At 73.7% G+C, this 14,388-nt stretch carries 13 protein-coding genes; 9 read left to right on the plus strand and 4 right to left on the minus strand.

What is annotated here, in order from left to right:
• Positions 1 to 3 precede the first annotated feature (3 nt).
• Together Q1K26_RS01005 and Q1K26_RS01010 are read left to right on the plus strand one after the other, a co-directional pair.
• Entirely contained in the window at positions 4 to 1,395 is a 1,392-nt protein-coding gene (locus Q1K26_RS01005; RefSeq protein WP_300007083.1) for a helix-turn-helix domain-containing protein, read from the plus strand.
• A 4-nt stretch (positions 1,396 to 1,399) separates the two neighbouring features.
• Positions 1,400 to 1,858: a GNAT family N-acetyltransferase gene (locus Q1K26_RS01010; RefSeq protein ID WP_300007085.1), complete on the plus strand. Its 459-nt coding sequence runs from the start codon at positions 1,400 to 1,402 to the stop codon at positions 1,856 to 1,858.
• Positions 1,859 to 2,193: 335 nt separating this feature from the next.
• On the opposite strand, the gene Q1K26_RS01015 is transcribed toward Q1K26_RS01010, so the two are convergent.
• From Q1K26_RS01015 to Q1K26_RS01030, 4 genes are all read right to left on the minus strand, one after another.
• Positions 2,194 to 3,183, minus strand: a complete 990-nt coding sequence (locus tag Q1K26_RS01015; protein WP_300007087.1) for a pyridoxal-phosphate dependent enzyme — start codon at positions 3,181 to 3,183, stop codon at positions 2,194 to 2,196.
• 11 nt (positions 3,184 to 3,194) lie between these two features.
• Positions 3,195 to 4,526, minus strand: coding sequence for an adenylosuccinate lyase family protein (locus Q1K26_RS01020; protein WP_300007089.1), 1,332 nt, complete (start codon positions 4,524 to 4,526; stop codon positions 3,195 to 3,197).
• A 73-nt stretch (positions 4,527 to 4,599) separates the two neighbouring features.
• The gene (locus Q1K26_RS01025; protein ID WP_300007091.1) at positions 4,600 to 5,481 is read right to left on the minus strand and encodes a hypothetical protein; all 882 of its coding nucleotides are present in this window, start codon (positions 5,479 to 5,481) and stop codon (positions 4,600 to 4,602) included.
• Positions 5,478 to 6,251, minus strand: coding sequence for a phosphosulfolactate synthase (locus tag Q1K26_RS01030; protein WP_300007092.1), 774 nt, complete (start codon positions 6,249 to 6,251; stop codon positions 5,478 to 5,480). Before Q1K26_RS01030 ends, Q1K26_RS01025 begins: the two co-directional genes overlap by 4 nt.
• Before the next feature lie 119 nt (positions 6,252 to 6,370).
• Here Q1K26_RS01030 and Q1K26_RS01035 point away from each other — a divergent pair, with 119 nt between their 5' ends.
• The 7 genes from Q1K26_RS01035 to Q1K26_RS01065 are packed head-to-tail and all read left to right on the plus strand — an operon-like array spanning position 6,371 to position 14,374.
• A complete protein-coding gene (locus Q1K26_RS01035) occupies positions 6,371 to 7,684 on the plus strand; it encodes an FAD-dependent oxidoreductase (protein ID WP_300007093.1) in 1,314 nt (437 codons plus the stop codon).
• A gap of 23 nt (positions 7,685 to 7,707) precedes the next feature.
• Positions 7,708 to 8,421: an SDR family oxidoreductase gene (locus tag Q1K26_RS01040; protein WP_300007095.1), complete on the plus strand. Its 714-nt coding sequence runs from the start codon at positions 7,708 to 7,710 to the stop codon at positions 8,419 to 8,421.
• Positions 8,406 to 9,212 (plus strand): SDR family NAD(P)-dependent oxidoreductase, encoded by an 807-nt coding sequence (locus Q1K26_RS01045; protein WP_300007096.1) that lies wholly within the window; start codon positions 8,406 to 8,408, stop codon positions 9,210 to 9,212. Before Q1K26_RS01040 ends, Q1K26_RS01045 begins: the two co-directional genes overlap by 16 nt.
• Positions 9,209 to 10,114: a CoA-transferase gene (locus Q1K26_RS01050; protein WP_300007098.1), complete on the plus strand. Its 906-nt coding sequence runs from the start codon at positions 9,209 to 9,211 to the stop codon at positions 10,112 to 10,114. The genes Q1K26_RS01045 and Q1K26_RS01050 overlap by 4 nt, the downstream gene beginning before the upstream one ends.
• Positions 10,111 to 10,980, plus strand: a complete 870-nt coding sequence (locus Q1K26_RS01055) for a CoA-transferase (RefSeq protein ID WP_300007100.1) — start codon at positions 10,111 to 10,113, stop codon at positions 10,978 to 10,980. Before Q1K26_RS01050 ends, Q1K26_RS01055 begins: the two co-directional genes overlap by 4 nt.
• Positions 10,968 to 12,962 (plus strand): acetate--CoA ligase family protein, encoded by a 1,995-nt coding sequence (locus Q1K26_RS01060; protein WP_300007101.1) that lies wholly within the window; start codon positions 10,968 to 10,970, stop codon positions 12,960 to 12,962. Before Q1K26_RS01055 ends, Q1K26_RS01060 begins: the two co-directional genes overlap by 13 nt.
• Positions 12,959 to 14,374 (plus strand): aldehyde dehydrogenase family protein, encoded by a 1,416-nt coding sequence (locus tag Q1K26_RS01065; RefSeq protein ID WP_300007103.1) that lies wholly within the window; start codon positions 12,959 to 12,961, stop codon positions 14,372 to 14,374. Before Q1K26_RS01060 ends, Q1K26_RS01065 begins: the two co-directional genes overlap by 4 nt.
• Positions 14,375 to 14,388: the final 14 nt, after the last annotated feature.

The raw sequence follows: 14,388 nt of genomic DNA on the forward strand, positions 1-14,388 counted from the left end.
CCCATGAGCCTTCCCACGCTGCCCGTCAGCAGGTTCGAGATCCGCGAGCCGCTGGTACCTGCGATGCACCCGGCCGAAGAGGTGCAGCTCGTCGTCAGGGTCGTGCTGGGCGCGGGGGCCGACAGCGAGACGACCACCCGACCCCGCCCGGTGCTCCACGCGTCGGCCGGCGCCCCCGAGACCGGGGCCGTCGACCTGGCCTCGGTGTGCAGCGAGCTGGCCCGCTCGGTCGGCAGCGACGACCTCGCCGGGGCCGTCGCGGTGGTGGCCACCGTCGCCGGCTGCCCGACCGTGCTGCTCGGACCCGACCGCGGCGTGCTCGCGGCCGGGGAGCCGAGGGTCCCGGGCCCGGCAGGTGGGGTCACCGACGTGGCGTCCCGGAACTGGCGCTGGACGGCCAACGGCCCGCACGCCGATCGCGAGCTCGTGATCTCCGCGGGGACCCACCGGCTCGGCGTGCTCGTCTTCCACCGGCCCGTTCCCGGCGACGGGCTCGACGCGCCGGTGTGGCGGATCGTCCACGACCTGCTCGCGCTGGCGCTGCTGGGTCGCGACGCGATCCGGCGGGCGGCGGCGGCGGAGCTGCAGGCCGCGCTGTTCGCCTGCCTGTCCGACGAGGATCCTCCACTGCGGCCCGACGCGGTCCGCGATCAGGTGCGGTACCGGACGGCGATCGTCACCCCGGTGAGCGGGGACGCCGGAGGCGAGCTCGTCACCTGCCTGGAGCACCGGATCAGCGGGGAACCGCTGCTCGCCGCCGGCCGCTCGGCCCACGTCGGGGACCGCGCCGTGTGCCTGTATCCCGAGTCGCCGGAGGCCGGCCCGCGGGTGCACGCGATGGCCTGGCGGCGGGTGCTCGACGGACTGGCCCCGCTGCGCTGCCGGGTGGTGGTCGGGATGCCGGAAGTCCGCGGTGCCGGCCTGCGCGACTCCTACCGGACGACCCGGTGGCTCGCCGACCTGCAGGCGGCGCCGGCTCCCGGGCTGTGCCTCGACGACGTCGCACTCGTCGACGAGCTGGGCGTCGTGGCCGGCGCGCTCGGATCCGGATGGGGGCCCCGGCTGGGCCACTTCATCCGCCGGGTGCTCGGGAACCTGATGGACAATCCCCGGTTCGGCGGCGAGATGGTCGACACCCTGCACGCCTACCTCGTCTGCGGCGGTAGCCCGACCGAGGCCGCCCAGCTGCTGCACCTGAGCCCGTCGTCGATGAAGTACCGGATGCGCGTCATCCGGGAGACCCTCGGCGACCGGCTCGACGACCACGACTCGGCCTTCGAGATCGAGCTCGCGTTGCGCCTGCACAAAGCCTTCGCCGCGGGGGGCGCGGTGCCGACGGAATCGGCCGGAGTCCGCTCCGGTCTCGTCACGTGCCGGGGCGATGCGCCACGATGACGCCATGGCTGTCCAGTTCCGTCCCGGCCGGTCCGACGAGTCGCCCGGCCGCGAGCTGATGTCCGAGCTCAACGACCTGCTCGACACGCAGTACCCGGGCCGGGTCGTGCGCCCCGGCTCGGTGACGAGCCCCGACGAGATGGTGCCCCCCGACGGCGCGTTCCTCTTCGGGTACGACGGAGAGCGCGCCATCGCGATCGGCGGCCTGCGCCGCCTGGACGGGGGGCTCTGCGAGATCAAGCGGATGTACGTGGTGCCCGACGCGCGCTCGCGCGGGGTCGGTCGCGCGTTGCTGGCGTCGCTGGAGGACGCGGGCCGGGCGCTGGGCTACGAGCGGGTGCGGCTGGATGCGGGCCCGGAGCAGAAGCACAGCCGCTTGTTGTTCGAGGCGACCGGCTACATGGAGATCCCGAGGTACAACACCAACCACATCGCGGTCTACTGGGCGGAGAAGCGCCTCTGACGGCGGCCACGCGCCGGATGCGACTTCGCGCGCCGGGTAGGGCCTCGCGCGCCGGATGGGCCCTCGCGCGCCCCGGGAGCGCGCGAGGGCACAGCGAGCGCGCAAACCACGGCGGCCACCGGCATCCGCGCGCCCCCGGCACCCTCGCTCGCCACGCCGGGTCTCGCACGCGGGATGGTGACTCGCGCGCTGTCTGGCGCCTCGCGCGCTCCCGGGGGCGCGCGGGAAGTCACTCAGCGCGCAAGGGCACAGTCGGCGCGCGGGAAGTCACTCAGCGCGCGAGGGCACAGTCGGCGCGCGAGGGCGCGACGGGGCCGGCCGCCTCCGCGTTCAAGCTAGACCGCGGTGAACAGGGTGGGGGCGCCACCGGTCACCAGGAACACCACCGGGCCCGCCACCTCCCCGCGGCCGGCGGCGGACAGCAGCCCGGCCATCGCCTTGGCCGCGAACACCGGATCCAGGAACACGCCCTCGGTGCGGGCCACCAGCTGCGCCGCGGCGTCGCCCTCGCGGGAGCGGTAGCCGTAGCCCGGTCCGATGTGGCCCCCGAGCACGGACGGAGTACCGGCCGGCGGCGGGACGCCGATCCGCTCCGCCGTCTCGCGGGCGAGCGCGGCGATGCGGGGCACGCACTCGTCCACCGACCTGCTGACGGTGACGCCGACCACCTCGGCGTCCAGCGCCTGCCATTCTGCGCCCGCCCACAGCCCGGCCTGGGTGCCGCAGGATCCGGTGGCCAGCCACAGCTGGGCGGGCGCCAGCCCGAAGCCGGCGAGCTGAACGGCGAGCTCCTGCGCGGCCGCGACGTAGCCCAGCGCCCCGACGGCCGTCGCGCCGCCCCGCCCGAGCGGGTACGGCGTGGCCCCCTGCGCGCGGAGCTCGGCGGCGACCTCGTCGACGCCCCGGTCGACCGACGCGCGGTCATGGTCGCCGGTGAACCGGATCTGCGCGCCCGCCATCTCGGCCAGCACCATGTTCCCCACGGGCGGCACCGGGTCGCCGTAGCAGACCAGCACGGTGTCCAGGCCGCGGGTGCGGGCGGCCAGCGCGGCGAGCATCGCCCAGTTCGAGCCCGGCCCGCCGCCGGTCACGAGGTGGTCGCAACCCGTCAGCTCCGCGTCGGCGAGCAGGAACTCCAGCCCGCGGACCTTGTTGCCACCCAGCCCGAGGCCGGTGAGGTCGTCGCGCTTGAGCCAGACCTCCACTCCGATCTCGGCCGACAGCCGGGGAGCGGGCTGCAGCGGCGTGGGGAAGGTGCCCAGCCGGATCCGGGGCTGGGCGAGCAGTCCGGTCGCCGCGGGCCCGGTCCCTGCCGGCCCTGTCACTGCCGGCCCTGTCACTGCTTGCCGACCACGCGGTCGACGAACGCGGTGGCGGCGCCGAGGGCGCGCGCCGGGTCGGACGCCGCGGCGACCTCCGTCTCGTCCAGCAGCCCTTCGGCGAGCAGCCGCTCACCGAGGTCGCCGCCGCCGGTGCGGACGGCCATCGCCGCGGCGTAGACCACCTCGTGCGCCGTGTGCTTGCCGACGCGCTGCGCGAGCGCGACCATCAGCGGCTCCGAGAGCAGGTAGCCGCGGTGGGTGTCGAGGTTGGCGCGCATCCGCTCGGCGTCGACCTGCAACCCCTCCAGCAGCCGGGCGGTGAACGCGAGCGCCGCCCCGGTGAGCTGGCACGCCTCGGGCAGCACCAGCCACTCCGCCTTCCAGCCGCGCCCGTCGCGCTCGTGCAGGGCGACCATGCCCTCGACGGCGACGCCGGCGTCGGCCCGGACGATCCGGGCCAGCGTGTCGAGGTGCTCGGAGATCTCCGGGTTGCGCTTGTGCGGCATCGTGATCGAGCCGACGGTGCCCTCGGTGAACGGCTCGGCCACCTCGCCGATCTCCGGGCGTTGCAGCTCGAAGATCTCGTTGCCGATCTTGGCCAGCGTGCCGGTGACCATGGCGAGCAGGCCAAGGAACTCCGCCACGCGGTCGCGGGCGGTGAGCCACGGCACGTCTGGCGCGGCGAGCCCCAGCCGGGCTGCGAACCCGTCGAGCAGCGCCAGCGCCGGATCGCCCCAGAAGTCCATCGTGCCCAGCGCCCCGCCGAGCTGCGCCACCTCGCACCGGGGCCGCGCCTGGGCCAGGCGCTCCCGGTGCCGGGCCAGCTCGGAGGCCCAGACGGCGGCCTTGAACCCGAACGTGATGGGCAGCCCGGGCTGGCCGTGGGTGCGCCCGCACATCACGGTGTCGCGGTGCCGCCGGGCCAGGTCCACCGCGGCCGCCTCGCACCTGGCCAGGTCCCGCCCGACGACGTCGGCGACCGCGCGCATGGTCAGCCCGAACCAGGTGTCGCTCACGTCCTGGACGGTGGCCCCGAAGTACACCCACTCGCGGGCGGACTCCGGGAGGATCTCGCGCAGGCAGCGGATCAGGCCGAGCGTGGAGTGCCCGGTGGCCCTGGTCTGCGCGCCCACCTCGTCGAGGTCGAGCTGCTCCACCAGCGCGTGCGCCTCGATCTCGCGCGCGGCGTCGGCCGGCACGAGCCCGAGGTCGGCCTGCGCGTGGGCCAGCGCCACCAGGATCGCGAGCCACGAGCGGGTGCGGCCGGTGTCGTCGAACAGTGCGTGCAGCTCGGGGGTGGTCCACAGGTGGCCGTACACGGTCGAGTCGGCCAGGTGTGAACTCACGAGTCCTCCTCGCTGGCGCTCGTCGGCCACGTTCGTGGGACCACTGTGTTGAATGGTGAGCTCGCCAGCTCGCTCACAGGAGCAACTTTCGCAGGCCCTCGCGCACCTCGTCGAGGTTGGCACCCCACGGCACCACCGCGGTGCGGTCGTCGACCTCCAGGCCCCGTTCGATCAGGCAGCACTTCGTGAGCGTGAGCCCGTCGTCGGGTGCGGAACGCTTGCGCGGGCACAGGTCGACGCGCGGTGGCTCGTCGCCGTAGAAGTGGCGGTGGAACTGCAGCGAGCGCTCGCAGCCGATCAGCAGCCAGTCGGCGCGCTCGGCGGGGCGAGTGTCCAGGTAGGCCACCGACGAGCCGCCGCCGAGGTCGGCGCCCGACCCCCGGCAGGGCAGCAGGTAGTCCGCGGACGGGTTGGCCGCGGCAACCTCCTCGACACGGACGGCGTCGAGCACCAGTTCGATCGGCGGCAGGTCCTCGTCGAACTCGACGGCCTGGCGGGCCTGCGCGAGCAGCTTCGCGGGCTCGGGCGGGACGACCTCGGTGACCCGGACCCGGATCGGCTGCGGGCGGTGGATGAAGTTGACGTGCTCGAAGCGGCCGAGCACCACCGTGGTGGGCATGCCCGGCACCGCGGCCCCGGCGAGCGCGGTGGCGTTGCCGACGTCGACGCCGGGGTCCTCGACCCACGCCGTCGCGTCCGGGCCGGAGATCAGCCGGGCGGCCACCACCGGGGAGAACAGCGGCTCCAGGCTCGCCTTGCGCACCTCGACGAGCGCCGTGGCTCCGCCGCTGCGCAGGGCGAGGTAGTCGGTGCGGCGGTAGACCTCCCGGCCGTCGAGGTGAGCCAGGATCGCCCGCTCGGTCAGCGGGACGTCGACCTCCTGCACCGACAGCCCGCGGTAGGGGTGCGCGCGGGTGTTGGGGCCTGCTTCGGGGATCGGGTCCACGGACGTCATGGTCGCACCGCTGATGGTCGAATTGCCGTGTCGGCGCGGAGCCCGAGGCGCAGCGTCTCCAGGGGCAGCACGTCGTCCACGGCGATGTTGCCCAGGTTGACGTCCGGCCCGAAGCGGCGGATGAACCAGGACTGCTGCGTCTTCGACGGGGTCTCGAAGATCACCCGGGCGAGGTCGACCGACCCGACGAGGTCCTCGACGAACGCGGAGCGGACCGAGCCGTCGGGTTCGTAGATGCCGACGGTGCCGGACTCCCGCCCCTCGGCGACGACCCACCTGGCGCCCGCGGCGAGGTCGGCGTTCATCTCCTCCGCCCACTCGGCGGCGGCCACCGGGACTGCGGCGTCCTTGACGCCCGCCTCGGCCAGCACGGTGAAGTCCGCGGCCAGCTCGGCCACCAGCGCCCGCTGCACGCCCGGCGCCATCCAGCCCAGCCCGTTGGAGACCTCCAGCGCGTCGATGCCGTGGGCGGCCGCCCACCGGACGAGCGCCGGGAGCTCACCCTGGGCCACCGCGATCTCGAGCATGGTGCCGCCGAGGCAGACCTGGATGTCCGCGCTCTGGTAGGCGGCCAACCGCAGCTTGAAGGCCCGGTCGACGTAGCCGATCCCCCACCCGATCTTCACCACGTCGATGTGGTCTGCGGCCGAGGCCAGCAGGCCCTCGATCACGACCGGCGGCGCACCCTTGTCCAGGACGTGCGTGACGCCGGTCGAGCGTGGCTTCGCGGCCCGGACCGGCAACCGCAGGAAATCGGGAGAGTCCCACATCGTCGAAAATCTACGGTGCGTGGCGGTTGACGGCCTCGTCCTCCGAGGACCAACGCCGACCCCGACTTTGTCAGCAACGGACGTGTCCCCGCACACCCTCGAACCGTAGCTTTCCGCTCGTGACCAGCAGGCTCGTGGTGCTCGGCGGCGGCGCCGCGGGAATGTCGGCGGCGTCCGCTGCGCGCCGTGTCGATCGCGGCCTCGAGATCGTCGTTCTGGAGGCCACCGGCTGGGCGGCGTACGGGATGTGCGGGCTGCCGTACTACCTGTCGGGCCTGGTGAATCGGCCGCAGGACCTGCTGTCCTACCCGCCGGAGTACTTCCGCGAGCGCCGCCGCCTCGACCTGCGGTTGCACGCGCAGGCCCTCGCGCTCGACGTCGAGCAGCGCGTCGTGCGGTACCACCACGAGGGGCAGGACCGGGAGATCGGCTACTCCGCGCTGGTGGTGGCCGCAGGCGGGGTGCCCGGCGTCCCGCCGCTGCCGGGGCTCGGTGACCGGCCCACCTTCACCGTCCGGACCATGGAGGACGCGATCGCCCTGCGCACGCTTCTGGACGCAGGCGCGGTGGGCACCGCGCTCGTCGTCGGCGCCGGCTACATCGGGCTGGAGCTGGCCGAGGCGCTGCATGCCAGGGGCTGCCGCGTGACCGTCGCCGAGCGGCTCGACCGCGTGCTGCCCAACCTGGACGAGCCGGTCGCCGCGATCGTCGAGAAGCACACCCGCGAGCACGTCGAGCTGCGGCTGGGCGTCGACGTCGCGGAACTGCTGGCAGAGCCGGGATTCGACGTCGTCGTGGTGTGCGCCGGGGTGCGGCCCGCGTCGACGGTCGCGGGAGACGCCGGTGCGCTCACCGGGCCGGGCCGGGCCCTGCTGGTAGACGACCGGATGGCCACGAGCCTGCCCGGTGTCTGGGCGGCCGGTGACTGCGTGGCCCCGTACCACCGGGTGCTCGGCGGGCCCGCGTTCGTGCCGCTGGGGCCCGCGGCGAACAAGACCGGGCGCGTCGCCGGGACGGTCGCGGCGGGCGGCGACGCCACGTTCGCCGGCGTCGTCGGGACGGCGGTGGTGAAGGTCTTCGAGCTCGAGGTGGCCCGCACCGGCCTGACGCTGGCCGAGGCGCAGGCCGCCGGGCTGGCCGCGACCGCAACCGACGTGGTGAGCCGCAGCCGCGCGAAGTACTACCCGGGGATGCAGCCGCTGCACGTCCGGCTGGTGCACGAGGCGGGCGGCCGCCTGCTCGGCGCCCAGCTCGTGGGCCGGGAGGGCGCCGCCAAGCGCGTCGACGTGGTGGCCGCGGCGCTGCACGCCGAGCTGTCGGTGGACGACCTCGTCGCCTTCGACCTGTCATACGCACCCCCCTACTCACCGGTCTACGACCCACTGATCGTCGCCGCGCAGGCGGCCCAACAGGAGCTGGCGGTACCTGTATGAATGCCCACGAGCGGATAGCGGTCGTGACAGGGGGCGGGTCCGGGATCGGTCTCGCGACCTGCTCCCGGCTGGCGGCCGACGGGTTCACCCTCGCCGTGCTGGACCTCGACGTCGACGCCGCCAAGGCCGCGGCCGGGGCGGACGGCACCGGCTACGAGGCCGACGTCTCCGACGCCGACGCCGTCGAGCGCACCTTCGCCGAGATCGTCGCGGCCTTCGGACGGATCGACGTGCTGGTCAACAACGCCGGCATCAACGGCGGGCCAGCAGCGACGATCTGTCACGAGACGCCCGTGGCGGACTGGGACCGGGTGCACGCGATCAACTCCCGCGGCCCGTTCCTGTGCTCCCGGGCGGCGCTGCCGGTGATGCTCGCGCAGGGGTCGGGACACGTGATCACGGTGGCGTCGGTGGCGGGCATGATCGTGTTCCCCGGCCGCTGCGCGTACACCGCGTCGAAGGGCGCGGCGCTGATGTTCGCGAAGTCCCTCGCGGTGGACTACGCGCAGGCCGGGATCCGCTCCAACGCGGTCTGTCCCGGCTTCGTCGAGACCCCCATGACACAGTGGCGCCTCGACGTCCCGGAGCTGCGCGCGAAGGTCGAGGGAAACATCCCGCTCGGCCGGGTGGCCCAGCCCACCGACATCGCCGACGCCATCAGCGTCCTGGCCTCCGGGCGGCTCGGCTACATGAACGGCCACGCACTCATCGTCGACGGCGGATGGACGGCACTGTGATGACTGGTACGGGTATCGGACGGCTGGCCGGCAAGGTCGCGCTCGTGACGGGCGGGGGCTCCGGCATCGGGCAGGCGTCGGCCCTGCGGTTCGCCGCCGAGGGCGCGGCGGTGGCCGTGCTCGACCTGCGCGAGGAGGCGGCCGCGGAGACCGCGGCGCTCATCGCGAAGCAGGACGGGCAGGCGATCGCGCTGGCCGCCGACGTCTCCAACGCGGCGCAGGTGGAGGAGGCCGTCACCCGTGCGGTGACGGAGTTCGGGCGCCTCGACGTCCTCTACAACAACGCCGGCGTGGACAGCCGCGGGTCGGTCGCGGTCGCCGAGGAGGACAACTGGGACCTCAGCTTCGCGGTGAACGCCAAGGGCACGTTCCTGTGCTCCCGCGCGGCGCTGCGTCACATGGACCCCGCCGAGGGCGAGACCGCCTCGATCATCAACCAGGGATCGGTCGCGGGGCTGGTCGGCGTGCCGAACTTCGCCGCCTATTGCGCGGCGAAGGGCGCGGTGATCGCGCTGACCCGGTCGATGGCCGTCGACCTCGCCCCGCGCCGGGTGCGCGTCAACGTGATCTGCCCCGGCACCGTCTTCACCCCGCTGATGGAGCCGATGCTGCGCGCCCGCGGCGACGGGGACATGGCAGCCGGGCTCGCGAAGACGCTGGTCAAGTACCCGATCGGCCGCCTCGGCACGCCCGAGGAGATCGCGAACGTCGCCCTGTTCCTGGCCAGCGACGAGGCGAGCTTCATGACGGGGGCGGTCGTGACGGCCGACGGCGGGATGACCGCGCAATGACCTTCCACCTCACGCCGCACAAGCGGGCTTCGCTGGCCGAGGCCGCTTCGTTCGTCACCGACGGGGCGCTGGTCGCGCTCGGCGGAGGCCTGTGCTCGCGGTTGCCGATGGCAATGGTGCGCGAGCTGATCCGGCAGGGCCGTCGCGACCTGCACCTGGTCGGGTCCGCGCACAGCGTCGACGTCGACCTGCTGATCGCGGCGGGTGCGGTGAAGGTGTGCGAGGAGAGCTACGTGGGCTTCGAGCAGGACCTGGGGCTCGCGCCCGCGTACCGGCGGGCCGCCGAGGGCGGGACCATCGAAGTGCGGGAGAGCTGCTGTGTCACGATCCTGGCCCAGCTGCGCGCCGCCGAGATGGGCCTGCCGTTCCTGCCGGTCCGCGGGGTGAAGGGCACCGACATCGGGGTGCTGCACGGCGAGTACGGCCGGGTGCGCTGCCCGTTCACCGACGAGGAGCTGGTGGCCGTGCCGCCGCTGGCGCCGGACGTCGCGCTGATCCACGCCCCGCTGGGCGACCGGCACGGGAACCTGCACCTCGACCAGCCCTACGTCCTCGACGAGCGCTTCGCGTCGGCCTCCGCGATGGTCGTCGCAACGGTGGACCGGATGGTGACCACCGACGAGATCGCCGCCGCCGGGGTGGTCGTCCCGGCGCACCTGGTCGCCGCCGTGGCGGAGGTGCCCTACGGGGCGCACCCCTCGTCCTGCTATCCCGGATACGCCTACGACCGGCCACACCTCGCGGCCTACATCGCGGCCGCGAGCGCAGGGGGCGGCGAGCTCACCGCCTACCTCGACCGCTACGTGCACACGGGTGAGGACGCCTACCGCCACGACGTCGACCCGGAACGCCTGGTCGGCTGGTCGATCTCCGCGTCGGACTGGCAGGAGCTGTTCCGATGACATGCCATGATCGTGACGGCAGCTGGTCCATCGACGAGTGGTTCGTGGTGGCGCTGGCCCGCACCATCCGCGACCGAGAGGTGGTCTTCCACGGGTTCGCGAGCCCGTGCGCGCAGGTGGCGATGCACGTGGCCAAGCGCACCCACGCCCGCGACAGCCTGCTGGTGGAGGGCGCCACCTACGCCGTCAACCCCGACCCTGCGTTCATCCCGCCCACCAGCAACGACCTGGCGCTGCACCGCGACGCCGTCTACCGGATGCGGTTCGAGGAGTTCTTCGACGCCGCCTGCCGGGGCGCGGTGGACCGGATGTTCCTCTCCGGCGGGCAGATCGACGGCTACGGCAACACCAACGTCACCGCGATCGGATCGGTGATGACGGAGAACGGGGCCAAGCCGAAGATCAAGCTGGGTGGCGGGGGTGGTGGCTGCAACATCTCGGCCACCATCGGGGCGCTCACGCTGTGGACGACGAAGCACCGGTCCGGGCGCACCCTGGTACCCAAGCTCGACTTCCTCACCGACATCGGCCACGTGACGCCGTCGGGATCCCGCGCCGAGCTCGGCTACACCGGCGGCGGCCCGCAGTGGCTGATCACCGAGCTGGGTATCTTGGACTACGACAAGAGGGGGCACGCCCGGCTGCGCGCGACCTGGCCGGACGTCACCGTGCAGGACGTCGCGGACGCCACCGGATTCGAGCTGCGTGTCGAGCTGACCCACGGCCTGCTGCACCCGCCGAGCACCGCCGAGCTCGCGGCTGTGCGGTCCGTCGACCCGATCGGCGTGCGACTGCTCGAGTTCGGCCCCGACGAGCTGAAGCGCCGCTTCCACCCCGGCGACCAGGGGTCGGCATGCGCCTGCTGAACGCGCTGTTCTCCCCCCGACGGGTGGCGCTCGTCGGCGCGTCGGACCGGGCGGGCACGCTCGGCAACCTGCTGGCACGCAACCTGGAGTCCTTCCCCGGCGAGGTCGTGCCGGTGCGCGGTGGCGGCTCGCTGCTCGACGTCGAGGGCGAGATCGACCTGGCGGTTGTCGCGGTGCCGGCCCACGCGGTGCCCGCGGTAGCGGCCGACGCCGCGGCGAAGGGCGTCGGCGCGATGGTCGTGCTCTCGGGCGGGTTCGCCGAGACCGGGGCCGACGGCGTGGCGCTGCAGGCCGAGTTGGTGGCGGCGGCGGGTTCCGTTCGGATCATCGGGCCGAACTGCTTCGGCATCCAGAACTGCGACCTGCCGCTCAACGCCTCGATGGCGGCCGGGCTGCCCCGTGGCGGCGGCGGGATCAGCCTGGTCAGCCAGTCCGGTGCATACGGCATGGCGATCTACGCGCTGGCCGTCGACGAGCGCGCCCGGTTCGCCAAGATCCTCGCACCCGGCAACACATGTGACGTGACGATCGCCGAGCTGCTCACCGAGCTGGCGGACGACCCCGCGTCGGAGACGCTGTGCTTCCTGCTGGAGTCCCTCGTCGACGGGCGCGCGTTCGTCGAGCGGGCCCGGCTCACCACCCCGGACAAGCCGGTGATCGTGGCCAAGACGGGCCGGTCGGAGGCCGGGGCGCGGGCGGCGGCGTCGCACACCGCGGCGCTGGCCGGCTCGGAGGCGGTGTGGCACGGGGTGTTCCGGCAGGCCGGCATCGTCGAGGTGCGGTCGGGGCAGGAGCTGCTCGACGTCGCCAGGGCACTGGACGGCCAGCCGCTGCCCGCAGGCGCCCGGGTCGGGATCGTCACCAACTCCGGGGGGGTCGGCGTGGAGCTGGCCGACCTGCTCGCCGACGAGGGCCTGACGGTGCCCGCGCTGTCGGCGCCGCTGCAGGACAAGATCCGGGACATGCTGCCGGCGTTCGCCAGCGCGGTGAACCCGGTGGACGTGACGCCGGTGTGGTCGCGCTACGCCGAGCTCTACCCCGGGCTCACCGACCTGCTCGCCCGCTCCGGGGAGGTCGACGTGGTGATCCCGGTGCTGCTGCAGCGCGCCGCGATGGACACGCCCACCGCGGAGGCGCTGCGCGACGTCGTGCTCGCGCTGCACGACGACGCCGTCGGGGTGCCGGTGCACGTCTGCTGGGTCGCTCCACGGGATGCCCGGCCGAACGCCGACCTGCTCCAGGAGGCGGGGGTGCCCTGCTTCGAGTGGCCCGCCCGCACCGCGCGGGCCGTCGGGCACGCCCATCGCTACGCCATGGCGCGGGAACGGACCGCGCCCCCGCCGCCCGTTCCGCAGCGCCGGACCACACCGACGCCGACGGACCCGGCGGGCGCCGCCGAGGTGCTCGCCGCCTTCGGGGTCCGCACGGCCACCTCGACCCTGTGCCGAACCGTCGACGAGGCAGTGGACGCGGCCACGTCGTACCCGGTCGTGGTCAAGGTTGCCGCCGCCGCGCACCGGACCGAGCTCGGCGGTGTCCGGCTTGGCCTCGCCGATCCCGACCAGGTGCGCGCCGCCGCCACTGATCTGCTCGCCATGGGGCCGGTGCTGGTCCAACCCCAGCTCAGCGGCGTCGAGGTCGCGGTCGGCGCGATGCGCGACCCGGTGTTCGGCCCGGTGGTCATGGTCGGCCTCGGCGGGATCTGGGTGGAGGTGCTGGCCGACGTCGCGTTCGCGCTGGCGCCCTTGGGCCGGCTGGAGGCGAGGGACCTCCTGGCGGGCCTGCGCGGGTTCCCGCTGCTGGCCGGCGCCCGCGGCGCTCCCCCGGTGGATCTCGACGCGCTCGCCGACGTCGTGGTGGGGGCGGGGAACCTACTGCTCGCCGCCGACGACGTGGCCGAGCTCGACCTCAACCCGGCGCTCGCAACGCAGGACGGCGCGATCGCCGTCGACTGGAAGATCACGAGGGATGGGACACCATGACCGACACCGCCACCGTTACCGACATCGCCACCGAGGTCGCCGCCGTGGTCGACCGGGCCCGCGCCGCGCAAGCGGCCGTGAACGACTACACCGCCGAGCAGGTGCACGAACTCACCACAGCCGTCGCCTACTCGGTGGCCCGCAAGGACCGCGCCGAGCAGCTCGCCCGGCTCGCCGTCGACGAGGCCGGGTTCGGCAACTACGACGACAAGGTCATCAAGATCGAGCGCCGGGTGCTCGGCGTGCTCACCGACCTGCGCAACACCCCGACCGTCGGGGTCGTCGAGGAGGACCCGGTGCGGGGTCTCGTCAAGATCGCGAAGCCGGTGGGCGTGGTCGCCGCGCTGATCCCGACGACGGGCCCGGACGCGACGCCGCCGGTCAAGGCGCTGTGGGCGCTCGCGGGGCGCAACGCGGTGGTGTTCGCCGCGCACCCGCGCAGCGCGGGCACCACCCGCGCGGTCGTCGACCTGATGCGGGCGGCTTGTGAGCAGGTCGGCGCCCCCGCCGACCTCATCCAGGTGCTGCCGCAGCCCAAGATCGCCGCGACCCAGGCGCTGATGCAGCTGGCCGACCTGATCGTCGCCACCGGCGGGGCGGGGATGGTCAAGGCCGCCTACAGCTCGGGGACGCCTGCCTTCGGGGTGGGCGTGGGCAACTGCGTGCACGTCGTGGACGAGACCGGCGACATCGCCGACGCGGCCGCGTGCATCGTCGTGGCCAAGACGTTCGACCACGCCACGAGCTGCCTGGCCGACAACTCCGTGATCGTCCAGGACACGGTGTACGACGAGCTGCGGGGCAAGCTGGCGAGCCAGGGCGGCCACGTGTGCACGCCCGTGCAGAAGGTGGCGCTGCAGGCGGCGATGTGGCCCGACGGCGGCGAGATCCCCTGCATGGCCGTGATCGCCAAGCCCGCGGCGCACATCGCGGGGCTGGCCGGCTTCGAGGTCCCCGACGGCACCACGTTCCTCGTCGTCGAGGAGGACGGGGTGGGCCCGGAGCACCCGTTCAGCGGGGAGAAGCTGTCGGTGGTGCTGGCGCTGTACCGGTACACCGGCGGTATCGACGCCGCCGTCGACCTGGTCAACGACATCACCGGCTACCAGGGCCTCGGCCACACCTGTGGCATCCACACCTCCTCCGACAAGGCCGTCGACGCGCTCGCGCAGGGCACCCGCACCGCCAGGGTCCTGGTGAACCAGAACCTCAACGAGGGCGCGGGCAGCGCGCGCAACGGGCTGCCGTTCACGCTGAGCCTCAGCTGCGGGACCTGGGGCGGCACGATCACGACCGAGAACATCAACGCGCGGCACTTCGTGAACCTGACCTGGGTGTCACGGCCGATCACGCCCCGGGTGATCGATGCCGACGCCCTGTTCGCGGGCCATGTCCAGCGGTACGGTCAGTAGTCCGAGGCGGGAGA

The sequence above is a fragment of the Pseudonocardia sp. genome (assembly GCF_029263155.1).
Classification (GTDB): domain Bacteria; phylum Actinomycetota; class Actinomycetes; order Mycobacteriales; family Pseudonocardiaceae; genus Pseudonocardia.